Origin of the sequence: Subtercola sp. RTI3 (assembly GCF_035018625.1) — a bacterium.
Classification (GTDB): Bacteria; Actinomycetota; Actinomycetes; order Actinomycetales; family Microbacteriaceae; genus Subtercola; species Subtercola vilae.
Genome location: NZ_JASJXO010000070.1, coordinates 1 through 14,580, shown reverse-complemented (window position 1 = coordinate 14,580; position 14,580 = coordinate 1). Strand labels below are relative to the sequence as shown.

The 14,580-nt window shown below is 65.2% G+C and carries 16 protein-coding genes and 1 pseudogene; 11 read left to right on the top strand and 6 right to left on the bottom strand.

The genetic code is table 11. From position 1 onward, the window contains the following. Window positions 1–470 (bottom strand): transposase (locus QN358_RS17485; protein WP_323513111.1); only part of this gene is annotated, 470 nt, incomplete at its 3' end. 174 nt (window positions 471–644) lie between these two features. Between QN358_RS17485 and QN358_RS17480 the strand changes: the two are divergent. The 6 genes and pseudogenes from QN358_RS17480 to QN358_RS17460 all read left to right on the top strand — a co-directional run. Beyond that, window positions 645–740, top strand: a pseudogene (locus tag QN358_RS17480) (nucleotide pyrophosphohydrolase); the annotation flags it as partial. A gap of 215 nt (window positions 741–955) precedes the next feature. Further along, the gene (locus QN358_RS17475; RefSeq protein WP_136643706.1) at window positions 956–2,206 is read left to right on the top strand and encodes a GNAT family N-acetyltransferase; all 1,251 of its coding nucleotides are present in this window, start codon (window positions 956–958) and stop codon (window positions 2,204–2,206) included. Between the two features lie 113 nt (window positions 2,207–2,319). Beyond that, window positions 2,320–3,291 carry an aldo/keto reductase gene (locus QN358_RS17470; protein ID WP_136643707.1) on the top strand — a complete coding sequence of 324 codons (972 nt, stop codon included), beginning with the start codon at window positions 2,320–2,322 and terminating at the stop codon, window positions 3,289–3,291. After that, a complete protein-coding gene (locus tag QN358_RS18950) occupies window positions 3,218–3,937 on the top strand; it encodes a DUF4253 domain-containing protein (protein ID WP_416352022.1) in 720 nt (239 codons plus the stop codon). Before QN358_RS17470 ends, QN358_RS18950 begins: the two co-directional genes overlap by 74 nt. 26 nt (window positions 3,938–3,963) lie before the next feature. Continuing rightward, entirely contained in the window at window positions 3,964–4,194 is a 231-nt protein-coding gene (locus QN358_RS17465) for a type II toxin-antitoxin system Phd/YefM family antitoxin (protein WP_136643709.1), read from the top strand. Beyond that, a complete protein-coding gene (locus tag QN358_RS17460; RefSeq protein ID WP_323513110.1) occupies window positions 4,182–4,586 on the top strand; it encodes a type II toxin-antitoxin system VapC family toxin in 405 nt (134 codons plus the stop codon). The genes QN358_RS17465 and QN358_RS17460 overlap by 13 nt, the downstream gene beginning before the upstream one ends. A 100-nt stretch (window positions 4,587–4,686) precedes the next feature. Here the strand turns inward: QN358_RS17460 and QN358_RS17455 are convergent, their stop codons facing one another. Then, window positions 4,687–5,019, bottom strand: a complete 333-nt coding sequence (locus QN358_RS17455; RefSeq protein ID WP_136643711.1) for a winged helix-turn-helix transcriptional regulator — start codon at window positions 5,017–5,019, stop codon at window positions 4,687–4,689. A 64-nt stretch (window positions 5,020–5,083) separates the two neighbouring features. On the opposite strand from QN358_RS17455, the gene QN358_RS17450 reads away from it, so the two are divergent. From QN358_RS17450 to QN358_RS17440, 3 genes are read left to right on the top strand one after another with little or no spacing between them, the layout of a single operon-like run. Beyond that, complete coding sequence (locus QN358_RS17450; RefSeq protein ID WP_323513109.1) at window positions 5,084–7,309, top strand: LLM class flavin-dependent oxidoreductase; 2,226 nt, start codon at window positions 5,084–5,086, stop codon at window positions 7,307–7,309. Window positions 7,310–7,354: 45 nt separating this feature from the next. Beyond that, window positions 7,355–8,200 (top strand): alpha/beta hydrolase, encoded by an 846-nt coding sequence (locus QN358_RS17445; RefSeq protein WP_323513108.1) that lies wholly within the window; start codon window positions 7,355–7,357, stop codon window positions 8,198–8,200. Window positions 8,201–8,243: 43 nt separating this feature from the next. Further along, window positions 8,244–8,774 carry a TetR-like C-terminal domain-containing protein gene (locus QN358_RS17440; protein ID WP_323513107.1) on the top strand — a complete coding sequence of 177 codons (531 nt, stop codon included), beginning with the start codon at window positions 8,244–8,246 and terminating at the stop codon, window positions 8,772–8,774. Between the two features lie 16 nt (window positions 8,775–8,790). Here the strand turns inward: QN358_RS17440 and QN358_RS17435 are convergent, their stop codons facing one another. Then, a complete protein-coding gene (locus QN358_RS17435; protein WP_323513106.1) occupies window positions 8,791–9,909 on the bottom strand; it encodes an ATP-binding protein in 1,119 nt (372 codons plus the stop codon). 172 nt (window positions 9,910–10,081) lie between these two features. Between QN358_RS17435 and QN358_RS17430 the strand changes: the two genes are divergently transcribed. Both QN358_RS17430 and QN358_RS17425 read left to right on the top strand, forming a co-directional pair. Further along, on the top strand, window positions 10,082–11,290 hold the full coding sequence (locus QN358_RS17430) for an LLM class flavin-dependent oxidoreductase (protein WP_323513105.1): 1,209 nt from the start codon (window positions 10,082–10,084) through the stop codon (window positions 11,288–11,290). Window positions 11,291–11,292: 2 nt separating this feature from the next. Next, window positions 11,293–11,922, top strand: coding sequence for an FMN reductase (locus QN358_RS17425; RefSeq protein ID WP_136643716.1), 630 nt, complete (start codon window positions 11,293–11,295; stop codon window positions 11,920–11,922). Window positions 11,923–11,985: 63 nt separating this feature from the next. Here QN358_RS17425 and QN358_RS17420 read toward each other — a convergent pair whose 3' ends face one another. The 3 genes from QN358_RS17420 to QN358_RS17410 form a co-directional block, all read right to left on the bottom strand. Continuing rightward, on the bottom strand, window positions 11,986–12,426 hold the full coding sequence (locus QN358_RS17420) for a DUF779 domain-containing protein (RefSeq protein WP_136643717.1): 441 nt from the start codon (window positions 12,424–12,426) through the stop codon (window positions 11,986–11,988). Window positions 12,427–12,518: 92 nt separating this feature from the next. Further along, complete coding sequence (locus QN358_RS17415; RefSeq protein ID WP_136643718.1) at window positions 12,519–14,042, bottom strand: aldehyde dehydrogenase family protein; 1,524 nt, start codon at window positions 14,040–14,042, stop codon at window positions 12,519–12,521. Between the two features lie 65 nt (window positions 14,043–14,107). Then, complete coding sequence (locus QN358_RS17410; protein ID WP_323513104.1) at window positions 14,108–14,527, bottom strand: hypothetical protein; 420 nt, start codon at window positions 14,525–14,527, stop codon at window positions 14,108–14,110. Window positions 14,528–14,580: the final 53 nt, after the last annotated feature.

Sequence of the window (14,580 nt, the reverse complement as noted above, 5' to 3'; positions counted from 1 at the left end):
GCCGACAGGGACCGGTCGCGGAACTGCGCCACCTCCGCGTCCAGGCCAGCGCAGATCCTCGACACCTCCGACTTCGAGATCCCCGTATCGGCGCCGAGCGCCTTGACCAGGTCGTCGACTTTCCGGGTCGAGACACCGTGCAAATACGCTTCCATCACCACCGCGAACAACGCCTGGTCGATACGCCTGCGGCGTTCCAGCAGGGCGGGGAAGAACGTGCCAGCGCGCAGCTTCGGGATCTTGAGATCCAGTTCCCCAGCGGTCGTTGTCAGCACCCGAGCTCGGCTGCCGTTGCGGTGAGTGGTGCGTTCCTCGGAGCGCTCGAACGGGGCGGCGCCGATGAACGCGGTCGCTTCCGCATCGATCAGCTCCTGGTAAAGCGTCTCGGTCGCGACCCGAATCCGGTCGGTGACGTCGGTGAGTTTCAGCTCGCCGAGAAGGTCGAGCAGGGCAGACTGGTCTAAAGCCATCGTGTGGTGTCCTTTGCGTGAGAGTTTTAGTCGGTTCTCACTGACCATCACACGGTGGCTTCTTACGTCGACGATGCAACGCTCAAGAACCCGAAACCCCACCACTCACAGGGACGTCACCCTCCGAGACTGCCGACTCCCTCTCCGCTGCTAGATTGACGGGATGGTCGATTGGAGCTGCTGGAGTGCTTCCAGTGGGGCGCCGACGCCGATGTCGAGCGTGTTCGCGAACAGCTGGCCGACGTTCTGACGTACTGCCAGCTTCTCGCGCAGGTTGCAGTGGAATCTTACGCAGGCCGCTCTAGTCGCCCTGCGAGGCCATGCTTTCGCGTTGGCTGGTTCTGGTGCGAAATTGGGCCAGGTTGCCGCATCGTAGCTGCATTTTTTTCGGTGTGCATATTCCTCCGTCTCGTCAACCCGGGAACTACGCCAGTGAAACTCAGGCGGCAGAGGTGCGCGACGCGGGCGCCCCGCTACCCTGAAGTATGGGCTCCACCGACGATTACAGCTTTCGAACCTTCCCCGCTGCGGCGGCCGACCCGGCGACGAATACTTGGATCCAGGCCGAGCGCCGCGGCTTTCACGACACCCGAGCGACCGACGAGCAGCTCGCGCGCACGGCCGACCATCTCGTCACAGACCGCCGCCAGCTCACCGGCGCTTACCGCGGCGACGAGCTGGCGGCGACGTTTGCCGCCTTCGAAAGCACCCTGAACGTCGGGCCGAACACGCTTCTGCCGGTCAGCCTCGTCTCTAACGTCACCGTGCGGCCCACCCACCGCCGCAACGGCATCCTGCGCCGCATGATGACCGACCATTTGCGTGAGGCTGCCGCCGCGGGCTTGGCGATTGCTGCCCTCACGGTGTCGGAGGCCACGATCTACCGCCGGTTCGGGTTCGGCGTTGCGACCTGGGTCAGCCACGTCGCCCTCACCACTGACGCGCGGTTCCGGATGCTCGGCGAACCCCGCGGCCGGTGCGAGTTGATCGAGGCCGCCGACCTCGCCACCCTGGGCCCGCAGGTGTTCGCGGCCTTCCACGCGGCGCATCCCGGCTCGGTCGATCGGCACGCAGCGACCTGGAACCGTGTCACGGGCGCGGCCACTGAGAAAGACGACGCGAACCCAGGAGTCTATGCGGCTGCGCACTACGACGAGGCCGGGCAGGTCGACGGGTACGTGTCGTACCTGTTCAAGGGGTGGGACACCGCGCCGCAGACGCTCGAGGTGATCGATCTGGTAGCAGCAGACGACAACGCGTATCTGGGCCTGTGGGAGTTTCTCGCATCCGTCGACCTGGTCGAACGCATTGAGTGGGAGGCCGCACCTGCCGACGATCCGCTGCGCTGGGCGGTCGACAACTGGCGTTCGCTCGCGCTGACGGGGCTCGAAGATCTGCTGTGGATTCGCGTACTCGACGTCGTGGCGGCCTTCGAGGCGCGGGCCTATGTCGGTTCAGGGTCGATGGTTCTGCAGGTCACGGATGCTCTGGGTTACGCCAACGGAACGTACCGGTTCGCCGTGGCCGATGGTCAGGCGACGGTGACCCGCGACGATTCGGCCGCGCCCGACGTCTCTGTCGAGGCGCCAACGCTCGGCTCGCTCTACCTTGGCGGCGTCGACGCGGTGACGCTTGCCGCGGCAGGGCAGCTCGTTCAACACACTCCGAACGCGGCCCTTCGCGTTCGCGCTCTGCTTGCGCCGGTGGCGTCGGTCTACGGGTCCACTCACTTCTGACGGAGCGATGCCCGCGCCGCCCGCTTCGCGCTACTCGCGTAGCCCGGATCGCGCTCGTGGCAAGCCCCCACTGCGACTGGACATCCCGGCCCACCCGAGCGCAGGCTGAAGCTATGGAATACACCCACCTCGGCCGCACTGGCCTCAGCGTTTCACGTCTGTGCCTCGGCACCATGAACTTCGGGCCGCAGACAAGCGAACCCGATTCTCACTCGATCATGGATTCTGCGCACGAGAACGGCATCAACTTCTTCGACACCGCAAACGTCTACGGCCAAGACAAGGGCCGCGGCGCCACGGAGGAGATCGTCGGCCGCTTCTTCGCGAAGGGCGACGGTCGCCGCGAGAAGACCGTGCTCGCGACGAAGGTCTACGGCAACATGACCGAATATCCGAACGACGGCAAGCTGTCAGCGTTGAACATTCGCAGGGCCCTGGATGCGAGCCTGAAGCGCCTGCAGACCGATTACGTCGACCTGTACCAGTTTCACCACGTTGATCGAGACACCCCGTGGGATGAGATCTGGCAGGCGATCGACGTCGCGATTCAGCAGGGCAAGATCCTTTATGCGGGCAGCAGCAACTTCGCCGGCTGGCACATCGCAACGGCTCAGGAAGCGGCGCGCAAGCGCAACTCGGTAGGGCTGGTCAGCGAGCAGTCGCTGTACAACCTGCTGACGCGCGACCTCGAGCTCGAGGTGATACCGGCCGCACAGGCGAACGGTCTGGGCATCATCCCGTGGTCGCCGTTGCAGGGTGGCCTGCTCGGAGGTGTGCTCAAGAAGAATAGCGAGGGCAAGCGCCGCCTCGAGTCACGTTCTGCAGAGACTCTGGCGAGTCATCGCCCACAGATCGAGGCGTACGAGGCGTTCGCCGATGAGCTCGGCCATGAACCGGGAGACATCGCGCTCGCGTGGCTGCTTCACCAGCCCGCCGTTACCGCACCAATCGTCGGGCCACGAACCCAGGGGCAACTCGACTCCGCGTTGCGTGCGATCGACCTGAAATTGGATGCTGCGGCCCTCGCCCGACTCGACGAGATCTTTCCCGGCAAGAAGCCGGCACCCGAGCAGTACGCCTGGTAGCGTGCGCCTGCCGGGGTCGTTGTGGGGCCGACCTCGGCCAAGCGGTGCGCAGGATCGTCGCGGTCGCCGGGTGGCATCCGCTCTACGTTCGCCTGCCCACCTGGGCGATCCGCACCTTGGCGCAGGCGACGGAATGGTTGGTGGTCACGCCTCTCGTTGCGACCTGGTCTGGAATTACGTGGTCTGGCCGGTGCAGTGGCAATACTCCACAGCAGCTGAATGTCGCGAACTCTCCATATTTAGGGCAAGTACCGCGATGAAGCGGGTTTCGCTGCCTCATCGTTGGAACATGAACAAACCGGGATATGAGCCATCGCCAATGACGTTCGCGCCGCCCGGAGAGGGATGGGGTCAACTCGCTGCGCAATACCCGCAGAACGGAGATTCGGGGATGCTCGGGGCTGACGCGCGAGTAGTACCCGAGTCATGGCGGCGGCGCTTCGGTGCCTACGTGTACTCGGCTTCAGACAGTCGTCTTTCGCCCACGGTGACCCGTCCGCCCACCGACATCGTGCAGGCACGATTGGTTGCCCGAGAGCATTTTCATTTCTGCAGGTGTGACTCCCAATTTCACGGGCTCGGTGGCATTGGAGCCGTTGTCGCCGAGCTGATCAGCAGTACATTCTGGAGCTTCTGGTGGGATTAAGAGTTGACCAACTAGACTTGGTCAACATGACCGAGACCGTTAACGTCCAGGATGCCAAAACCAGGCTCTCCGAGCTTTTGGCGCGGGTTGAGCGCGGCGAAGAATTCGTACTGGCGCGGAGTGGCCGACCGATTGCGACGCTGAAGGCGGTCGACCCTCTGCCGCGACGCCAACTCGGCTTCGCTCCAGGGCCTGCGTTACCTGAGTCGTTCTGGGATCCGTTGACCGACGATGAGTTAGACGAATGGGGCACGTGATGCGACTGCTTCTCGATACCCACACCTTCTATTGGGCGGTCAGTGAACCCAGCCGTATTCCAACGGCTGCACTCGAGCTCATCGAGCACCCGCAGAACGAGTTGCTCGTCTCGGCGATCACTCCGTGGGAGCTTGGCACTAAGTTTCGCAAAGGCAAATTCCCTGAAGCGGGGCCATTCCTTGCCGCATTTCCCCACCACGTGGGCACTCTCGGCGCAATTGAGCTACCAATTTCAAGCGAGCATGCTCTCATTGCGGCGCAGATCAATTGGTCGCACCGCGATCCGTTCGACCGGATGCTTGCGGCTCAGGCGATTCTCGAGAACGCCGTTCTGATCACAGCCGACACTGCGTTTGCATCGCTCGGCGGTCTTCGCGTCAGTTGGGGTTAGCACTCGTCAGTACTAGTGGCGGTGAGCCTCCCAACAGGGCTGGATCAACCGCGTGAACAGCATTCGTATCGTCGACGAAGGCGAAAGAGGTCGCCTCCCCTCACCCCTGCTCCCACCGCTGCCCGTACCGCACCAACGGCTCGAGCGAATCCATCAGGTCGGCCCCGCGCTCGGTCAGCTCGTACCGCACCTGAACCGGCGTCGAAGCCACTACCGAGCGCGCAACCAGCCCCGACTGCTCGAGCTCTTTGAGGCGCACCGACAGTAGTCGGTCAGACAGCCCGTCGACGGTGGCCGCGATGTCGCTGAACCGCGCTTCGCCGCGCGCAATGGCCAGCAGAATGCCCGAACTCCAGCGCTTGCCGACCAGCTCGAGTGAGGTCTGAAAGCGCCGGCACGCGGCGTCGTCGATGTGGTTGATGATCGTCTGCACTTACCCATAGTAAGCCGCTTACGAGGTGTTTGCCAGAAGCAATCAGGGCGACCAAGCTAGAACCATGCCCGACTACGGATTGCCGCTCACCTTCGGCACCTTCATCACCCCCTCGAATCGCCAGCCACAGGCACCCGTCGAACTCGCGAAGCTCAGCGAGCAACTCGGCTACGACCTGGTGACGTTTCAAGATCATCCGTACCAGCCCTCGTTTCTCGACACGTGGACCCTCATGTCGTGGGTCGCGGCGCAGACCACGCGCATCCATATCGCCCCGAATGTGCTGAGCACACCGATGCGCCCGCCCGCGGTGACCGCGCGCGCCGCCGCGAGTCTCGACCTGCTCTCGGGCGGCCGATTCGACCTGGCGCTCGGCGCCGGCGCGTTCTGGGATGCCATCGAGGCAATGGGCGCACGCCGCCTGACACCCGGCCAGGCCGTCGACGCACTCAGCGAGGCCATCGACGTGATCAAGGGCATCTGGACGACGGATGACCGGTCACCCCTCGTGGCCGGCGGCGAGTACTACGCGGTGCGCGGTGCCAAGCGTGGCCCGGCCCCGGCGCACGACATTCCGCTCTGGGTCGGGGCATACAAGCCGCGTATGCTGCGACTCACGGGCAGCAAGGCCGACGGTTGGCTACCGTCGCTGGCGTACCTCAAGCCGGGCGACCTCGCCGAGGGCAACGCCCGCATCGACGACGCAGCGCAGGGCGCGGGGCGCGACCCCCGCGAGGTGCGCCGGCTGCTCAACATCGGCGGCGACGTCACGCTCGAACAGCTTCTTGCCCTCGCGCTCGACGACGGGATAGCGACTTTCATTCTCGCGGCCGACGACCCCTCGCTCATGCAGCGCTTCGCCGAGGAGGTCATTCCTGCCCTACGCGAACAGGTCTCCGCCGAGCGTCATACCGCCGGCACGTCGGAAGCCACGGTTCGACCCGCCCTCTCACTGGCCAAACGGCGCCCGGGCATCGACTACGACGCCATGCCCGCGTCGCTGGCCGCCACCGCCGTCGAGCCGGGCGACCTCGCCTTCGCGAAGGTGCGCTCGACCTACCTGCGCGGTGGGTCGCCGGGCCTGGTGCTGCGGCCCACCGATGTGTCGCAGGTTCAGGATGCCCTGGCCTTCGCCCGCGGCCAGAACGTGGCCCTCGCGGTGCGAAGCGGCGGCCACGGAATCAGTGGCCGCAGCACCAACGACGGGGGAATCGTCATCGACCTGCACGCCCTCAACGCCATCGAGGTGCTCGACGAGCAGGCCCGGCTCGTGCGCATCGGTCCGGGGGCGTGCTGGGTCGACGTGGCCCGAGTGCTCGGTGAGCACGGCTGGGCGCTGAGCTCGGGCGACTACGGGGGAGTGGGCGTGGGCGGGCTCGCGACGGCGGGCGGCATCGGCTGGCTGGTGCGCGAGCACGGGCTCACGATCGACCACCTGCGAGCGGCCGAGATCGTGCTGGCCGACGGCTCGAGCATGCGGGTGAGTGCCGACGAGCATCCCGAACTCTTCTGGGCCGTGCGCGGAGCCGGAGCCAACGTGGGCATCGTCACCGCCTTCGAGTTCGAGGTCGACGAGGTGGGAGACGTGGGTTGGGCGCAGCTCGCCTTCGACGCCGCAGACACGGCCGGGTTTCTCGAGCGGTGGGGCGCGGTGGTCGAGGATTCACCGCGCGATCTCACCAGCTTTCTCATCATGGGAGCCAAGCGGGCGGGTCGCCAGCACGTTGCGCAGGTGATGGCGGTGGTGAATTCAGATGACCCGGAGACGATCATCGCGCGCCTGCAGCCGCTCGCTGAGACGGCACCTCTTCTCGACCAGTCGGTGCAGCTCGTGTCGTACCCGCAGTTGATGGCGAACGTGCAGCCCGGCGATCACGACGGCCGGGGCGAACCGATCGCCCGGTCGGGCCTCATCGGGCATATCACGCCCGAGTTCGCCGAGGCCGCCGCCGCTCTGCTCGAGTCGGGTGAGGTGTATTTCTTCCAGATCCGTTCGGTGGGAGGTGCGGTCTCCGATGTGGCTCCGGATGCTTCGGCCTACGCGAATCGGGCCGCGAACTTCTCCGTGGTGGCGCTCGGCTCGAACGCCGAACGTCTGAACACGCTGTGGGACGACCTGCTCCACCACTTCGACGGCCTCTACCTGAGCTTCGAGACCGACCAGCGCGACGAGCGTCTCGAAGAGGCGTTCCCGCCGGCGACGCTGGCTCGGTTGCGCGCTATGAAAGAGCAGTACGACCCGCACAACGTTTTTCGTGACAACTTCAACGTGCGCCCTCTGAGCATCTGAGCAAAAGCTATTGACAATAGCCACAAGACTAGGCAAGCTAGCTTTATGAACTCATACGACGCATCCGGGGCCGCGGAGGCCACGCACACCGAGTACCTGCAACGGCCCGAGGGCAAGATCGGCTACGACGTGGCGGGCGAGGGCCCGCTCGTCGTGCTAGTTCCGGGCATGGGCGACCTGCGCTCGGGGTACCGGTTTCTGGCGCCTGCCCTGCGCGCTGCGGGCTACCGGGTGGCGTGCACCGACCTGCGCGGGCACGGCGACAGTGACGCGACATTCGGGCGCTACGGTGACGTCGAGACGGCCGGAGATGTGAGCGCTCTGATCGAGAAGCTGGGCGGTTCTGCGGTGATCGTGGGCAATTCGCTGGCAGCGGGGGCGGCAGCGCTGGTCGCGGCCGAGCATCCCGATCGGGTCACGGGGCTGGTGCTGGTCGGCCCGTTCGTGCGAAACCCGAAGGTCAATGCGCTGATGATGGGCGTCTTTCGGGCGATGATGGCCCCGCTCTGGGTGGCCGCGTCATGGAAGGCCTACATGCCCACCCTGTACGCCGGGCAGAAGCCGGCCGATTTCGACGCGTACCGTGCGTCGGTCAGCGCCAGCCTGCGGCGCCCTGGGTATGCGAAGGCCTTCTCGCTCACAACCAGGCAGACCGACCATGCGCCCGTCGAGGCGAGGCTTCCGGATGTCGCGGCACCCGTTCTGGTGATCATGGGTGAGCGCGATCCTGACTTCACAGACCCTGCGGCTGAAGCTCGATGGATAGGCGAGACCCTGCACGCCGAGGTTGTCATGGTGGCCGAGGCGGGGCACTATCCGCAGTCGCAGCAGCCGGAAGTTGTCACGCCTGTCGTACTCGCGTTTCTTCAGTCGGTGCTGCACCGTGCCTAGGGCTGGGCTGACGCGGGATCGTGTCGTAGAAGAGGCGGCGGTGATGGCCGATGAGGTGGGGCTCAGCCAGCTCACGTTGGCGGCACTCGCTGTGCGGGTGGGGGTTCGGCAGCCATCGCTCTACAAGCACATCGAGTCGATGGCGGGGCTGCGGCGGAGCATCTCCCTCGAGGCCAAGACCCAGCTGGGCGACGTGTTGGGGCGGGCCGCGGTGGGGCGGTCGGGGGGTGATGCCATCCGTGCCATGTCGGGCGCGTATCGTTCATGGGCGTTCGCTCACCCCGCCCGGTATGAGGCGTCGCAGTGGGTGCCGGCGCCGGGAGACGCCGAAGATGAGCTCATCTCGTTGAGGGCGGTGCAGATCATCGCCGACGTTCTGGTCGCGTACGACCTGCATGGCGACGACGCTATCGACGCGATTCGGGCGCTGCGGTCTATGCTGCACGGGTTCGTCTCGCTCGAGGCGTCGGGGTCGTTCGGACTCGACGTCGACATCGACCGCAGCTTCGAGCGGCTCGTGCGGGGGTTCGTGGGCGCGCTCGCGGGCTGGGGCGAGCCGTCGGAGGGGGAATGAGTGAGCGAGTCTGTAGTCAGGTGCGGCTTTCTGTTCGGTTGGCTTCGTGGAGAGCCAGGAGATGCTCGCGAAGGCCGGGGATGGCAAACGCGACGAGACCGTACCCGGCTGGTTCGATGAGTCCAGCGGCCACAAGTCGATTTCGGTAGTTCGCGATGGTGTTCGACTTCGAGTTGAGGCGCTTGGTGATTTCGCCGATGGCAGTTGGGCCCTCGTTGGCAGACATGGCGTCGAGGAAGGCGCGATCTTTTCGCGAGGTAGTGGAGAGGGCTGCTTCAATAACCGTGCGGGCGTTGCGTCGACGGGCCGCCGTGACAGCTCGCTCGACAGCCTCGTGATCGAGTGGGCGCAGTGTCTCTTCGGCTTCTTGCCAAAGGAAGTACCCGACGAGTTGAATCAGAAACGGGTATCCGCCCGTCGACTCAGCGGCCACGCGAGCGAGATCTGTCGGCAGGGAGAAGCCCCCTTCTGCGAACGTTCGGCAATAGGATGCTTCGACATCCCGCGCTGCGGCAGCGTGGAGGTCGATTCTGTCTGCGCGACGCAGGAACGTAGCCACTCCTTCGTTGAGCAGATCAGAAACTGCGGCGGGGAGGCCGGCGAAGACCAGTGCGATGGGGAGCCCATCGCGGATGAAGTGCTGCACGTTCGCCGCCAGCTTGGCGATTTCGCCGCGATCCGCGGCGTGGATCTCGTCGACAGTGATCGCGAGGCCAGTATGGTTCTGGTCGAGTAGGCGAAGCAGAGTGTCGCCAGTGGTCCTCCAGTCGACCTGCTTCTCTGGAGGCAGTTGGGTTGTGACGCTGAACCCTGCGGCGGCGAATCCGGAGATCCTGCGGGTCGGTGGCCCGTCGCCCAATTCTTGGCACAGGCGAAGCATCGACTCGCCAATGCGGCCCACGAACCCGCCGGTGGCGGTTTCGGAGATGACGGCCCACCCGGCAACGATGGCCAGATCTTGTGCGGCGCCGAGCATGACCGTTTTGCCGATTCCCCGTGCGCCAGTGAATATCGACAAGAGGCCGGGTGCGCCCGATCGAAGTCGGAGGCCGTATGCGAATTCGTCGAACAGCCCGGCACGGCCGATGATCTCGGGCGGTGCGGCGCCAGCCGATGGGCGAAATGGGTTCTTCACCCGCCTCCTTGTGAGTCTTGTGAGTCTTGTGAGTCTTGTGAGTCTGGTCGAAACCGGTAATTGAGAATACATCAATCAGGGCGAACGAATACGCTGGGGATGGCCGGGAATAGTTTGCGGTGTGCATCCGTTGACTCGAATATCGATGCAAACGCATAGAAAAGAGAGCATCATGCAGTTCGGAATCTTCAGCGTCAGCGATGTGACGGCTGACCCCACAAACCACACCACCCCGAGTGAACACCAGCGCATCACAGACATCGTCACGATTGCGCAGAAGGCCGAAGAAGTGGGCCTCGACGTGTTCGCGCTGGGGGAGCACCACAACCCGCCGTTCTTCTCGTCGAGCCCGACGACCACGCTCGGCTACATCGCGGCGAAGACAGAGACGCTGCTGCTGAGCACGGCGACCACGCTGATCACGACGAACGACCCGGTGAAGATCGCCGAAGACTACGCGATGCTGCAGCACCTGAGCGACGGCCGCGTCGACCTGATGATGGGCCGCGGCAACACGGGCCCGGTGTACCCGTGGTTCGGGCAAGACATTCGGCAGGGCATCCCGCTCGCCATCGAGAACTACGCGCTGCTGCACCGGCTGTGGCGTGAAGAGTATGTCGACTGGCAGGGCAAGTTCCGTACTCCGCTGCAGGGCTTTCAGAGCACACCGCGGCCGCTCGACGGGGTGGCTCCGTTCGTGTGGCACGGGAGCATCCGGTCGCCGGAGATTGCGGAGCAGGCTGCGTACTACGGGGATGGGTTCTTTGCGAACAACATCTTCTGGCCCAAAGAGCATTACATGCAGCTGGTGAACTACTACCGTCAGCGCTTCGAGCACTACGGTCACGGTACCGCCGAGCAGGCGATTGTGGGGCTGGGCGGTCAGGCGTTCATGGCGAAGAACTCGCAAGACGCAGTGAACCAGTTCAGGCCGTACTTCAACGAGGCTCCGGTGTACGGTCACGGGCCGTCACTCGAAGACTTCACCGAGCAGACTCCGTTGACGGTGGGCAGCCCGCAGCAGGTCATCGACCGGTACGCGAGCATGCGCGAATACTTCGGCGACTACCAACGCCAGCTCTTTCTCACGGACCACGCGGGCCTGCCGCTGAAGACCGTGCTCGAGCAGCTCGACCTGCTGGGCGAAGAGGTTGTGCCGGTGCTCCGCAAAGAATTCGCGAAGAACCGGCCGGCCACTGTGCCCGACGGCCCCACGCACGCGTCGCTGGTCGCCGCTTCGAAGGTGGCGGCGCTCGGCGCAGCCCGCGAAGGCTCAGATGCTGCCGCAGAAGCGGGTGCAGCGACGGGCGCCGCGACAGGCCCGGGCACGGGCGCCGCGTTCGGCTTGGCCGCAAGCGGCCGACCTTCAGAAAGGGTCTGACCGTGGCCACGAAGAAGCTCGTCGTGGTCAGCGCCGGGCTCGGTCAGCCGTCGTCGACGCGGCTGCTGGCCGACCGGCTGACCACCGCCACCAGGGAGCACCTCTCGCTGCTCGGCGACGAGGTCAGCGTCGAGGTGATCGAGTTGCGCGACCTCGCGCACGACATCACGAACAACCTGCTCACCGGGTTTGCGCCTCCGAAGCTGCAGGTGGCGCTCGATGCGCTGTCGTCGGCCGACGGGATGATCGCGGTCACGCCCATCTTCACCACCAGCTACAGCGGGCTGTTCAAATCGTTCATCGATGTGATCGAGCCCACCGCAGTGACCGACCTTGCGGTGGTGATCGGCGCCACGGGTGGAACCGAGCGGCACTCACTCGCGCTCGACTACGCGATGCGACCGCTGTTCGCATACCTGCACGCCGTGGTGGTGCCGACCGCCGTGTATGCGGCATCGAGCGACTGGGGTACTGGGGCCGGTGCGGGTTCGACTGCGCTGCCCGATCGTGTCTCGCGCGCGGCCGGCGAGCTCGCGGCGCTCATGCACGATTCGGTGCGGTCGTCGCGGGTGGTCGACCCGTTCGCGTTGCCGAGCGGGTTCAGCCCGACGGGGAGCTACGGCGAGGAGTAAGGCGAGTATCAAGGCGAGCACTAACCTGAGCACCAGGGCGAGGGGCCGCCTGCCCGGGGCACGCTAACTGAACGGCGTCGCCGTCTCCATCAGCCGCGACCGGATCATGAACCGTACTCCTTCGGGTGCCTCGACGGAGAACCCGCTGCCACGCCCCTTCACCACGTCGACCGTGAGGTGCGTGTGGCTCCAGTACTGAAACTGTTCAACCGACATCCAGAAGTCGATCGGTTGCGCCTCGGCGCCGACGGGAGCGATGTTGAAGGTGCCCAGCAGAATGTCTGAGTCACCTGTGATGAAATCGCCGGCGGGGTAGCACATCGGTGAACTGCCGTCGCAGCATCCGCCAGACTGATGGAACATCAGCGGGCCGTACTGAACCCACAGTGTGCGAAGCAGTTCGACGCTCGAGTCATTCAGCGAGACGCGCGAGTGCGTTTCGTTCGGCACAGTGACAGCCGCAGCGATCATGATGACCTTCGTTTCTCCAGCCGACGCTGGCATATGTCAACGCTAACGGTGCGAGCCCCGCCCCGGTAGTCCGTGAGCGAGGCCCGCACGATTGTGGGGCGCAGGCCCCGAACAGCAGCGCCGGTTTAGAAGAAGCCGAGCGCGTTCTCCGAGTAGGACACGAGCAGGTTCTTGGTCTGCTGGTAGTGGTCGAGGGCGAGCTTGTTGTTCTCGCGCCCGATGCCCGAGCTCTTGTAGCCGCCGAACGCCGCGCCGGCGGGGTAGGCGTGGTAGTTGTTCACCCACACCCGGCCGGCCTGGATGTCACGCCCCGCCCGATAGGCGACGTTGCCGTTGCGCGACCAGACGCCAGCACCGAGGCCGTACAACGTGTCATTCGCGATGGAGATAGCGTCGTCATAGTCTTCGAATGAGGTGACCGCGACGACCGGGCCGAAGATCTCCTCCTGAAAGAGGCGCATCTTGTTGTGGCCTTCGAAGATGGTCGGCTGCACGTAGTAGCCCTCTGCGAAGTCGCCGCCGAGGTCGGCGCGCTCGCCGCCGAGACGTACCTTCGCCCCCTCTTGCTTGCCGATGTCGATGTAGCTCAGAATCTTCTCGAGCTGGTCGTTCGACGCTTGGGCGCCCACCTGGGTGTCGGTGTCGAGCGGGTTGCCCTGAATCGCCTTCGCGGTGCGTGCGGTGACGGTGTCGAGAAACGAGTCGTAGATCGGCTTGTGAATGAGCGCGCGGCTGGGAGCCGTGCACACCTCGCCCTGGTTGAATGCGAAGAGTGCGAACCCCTCCTGCGCCTTGTCATAGAACGCGTCGTCGGCGTCGGCGATGTCTTTGAAGAAGATGTTCGGCGACTTGCCACCGAGCTCGAGGGTGACGGGGATGAGGTTGGCGCTCGCGTACTGCGAGATGAGCCGGCCGGTGCTGGTCTCACCCGTGAAAGCGATCTTGCGAATGCGCGGGCTCGAGGCGAGCGGCTTGCCCGCTTCGACGCCGAACCCGTTGACGATGTTGAGAACGCCGGGCGGCAGGATGTCTCCGATGAGCTCGATCAGCACGAGAATCGACACCGGGGTCTGCTCCGCAGGCTTCAACACCACAGCGTTGCCGGCCGCGAGGGCGGGAGCAAGCTTCCACACCGCCATCAGAATCGGAAAGTTCCACGGAATGATCTGCCCCACCACGCCGAGCGGCTCGTGAAACTGGTACGCCACGGTGTCGGCGTCAAGCTCGGCGTGGTCGCCGTCTTGCGCGCGAATCGCGGCCGCGAAGTAGCGGAAGTGGTCTGACGCGAGCGGCAGGTCGGCGTTCAGGGGTTCGCGAACGGGCTTTCCGTTGTCCCAGGTCTCGGCCACGGCGAGCAGTTCGAGGTTCGCGTCGATGACGTCGGCGATCTTGTTCAGTACCGCCGCTCTTTCAGTGGGGGAGGTCTTACCCCAGGCGGGCGCTGCCTTGTGTGCAGCATCCAGTGCCGCATCGATGTCTTCAGCGGTACCGCGCGCCACCTCGGCGAACGGCTTACCGGTCACGGGGGTGATGTCTTCGAAATACTGGCCTTTGACAGGCTTTACCCACTGGCCGCCGATCCAGTGCTCGTAGCGCGGTTTGAAGGTGACCTTCGAGCCCTCGGTGCCGGGCTGTGCGTAGATGGTCATTGTTCGATCCTTTGACGTCGTTGTCGTGTGGCGCCCAGGGTCGGACGCCTACCCCGAAACGTACGTCAGCGAAGGTTGCGCGAAGGTTGCGCCGGGCCCACTTGCTCGTCAATGCGTTCGATGCGAGTGACAACGGATGCCCGTTTGGGCGATTGCACGGGCAAACGGGTGAGGCAGGCCATCCACACCGCACGGTCGTACGCGCACTCGTCGGTGCGGGCGTAGGCGAGCAGCACGTCGGCCGAGGCGTCGGCCAACACGGATTCGCGAACGTCGCCGCTGATCTCCGCTCGAATCTCGACGATGCCCGGGGCCTCGGAGCCCACCAGCAGCGGCCCGGCGTACGCGGCCAAGGCCACCCGGTGGGCGCCCCGCTCAAGGAAGGTGAGCACCCGGTGTGCGTCGAGCTCGATGGGTCGCGACAGCCGGTACGGGCGGGAGTCTATGCGGAGGGCTGCTGTCGTGGTGCTGTCTCTTATACACATCTAAAAAAAAAGGGGGGGGGGGGGGGGGGGGGGGGGGGGGGGGGGGGGGGGGG

Coding starts and splice junctions, on each gene's coding strand:
- QN358_RS17415 (WP_136643718.1), bottom strand. CDS start 14,042: ATGACCATCTACGCACAGCCCGGCACCGAGGGCTCGAAGGTCACCTTC.
- QN358_RS17430 (WP_323513105.1), top strand. CDS start 10,082: ATGCAGTTCGGAATCTTCAGCGTCAGCGATGTGACGGCTGACCCCACA.
- QN358_RS17440 (WP_323513107.1), top strand. CDS start 8,244: ATGGCCGATGAGGTGGGGCTCAGCCAGCTCACGTTGGCGGCACTCGCT.
- QN358_RS17470 (WP_136643707.1), top strand. CDS start 2,320: ATGGAATACACCCACCTCGGCCGCACTGGCCTCAGCGTTTCACGTCTG.
- QN358_RS17420 (WP_136643717.1), bottom strand. CDS start 12,426: ATGCCAGCGTCGGCTGGAGAAACGAAGGTCATCATGATCGCTGCGGCT.
- QN358_RS17410 (WP_323513104.1), bottom strand. CDS start 14,527: ATGTGTATAAGAGACAGCACCACGACAGCAGCCCTCCGCATAGACTCC.
- QN358_RS18950 (WP_416352022.1), top strand. CDS start 3,218: ATGCTGCGGCCCTCGCCCGACTCGACGAGATCTTTCCCGGCAAGAAGC.
- QN358_RS17445 (WP_323513108.1), top strand. CDS start 7,355: ATGAACTCATACGACGCATCCGGGGCCGCGGAGGCCACGCACACCGAG.
- QN358_RS17460 (WP_323513110.1), top strand. CDS start 4,182: ATGGGGCACGTGATGCGACTGCTTCTCGATACCCACACCTTCTATTGG.
- QN358_RS17475 (WP_136643706.1), top strand. CDS start 956: ATGGGCTCCACCGACGATTACAGCTTTCGAACCTTCCCCGCTGCGGCG.
- QN358_RS17465 (WP_136643709.1), top strand. CDS start 3,964: ATGACCGAGACCGTTAACGTCCAGGATGCCAAAACCAGGCTCTCCGAG.
- QN358_RS17450 (WP_323513109.1), top strand. CDS start 5,084: ATGCCCGACTACGGATTGCCGCTCACCTTCGGCACCTTCATCACCCCC.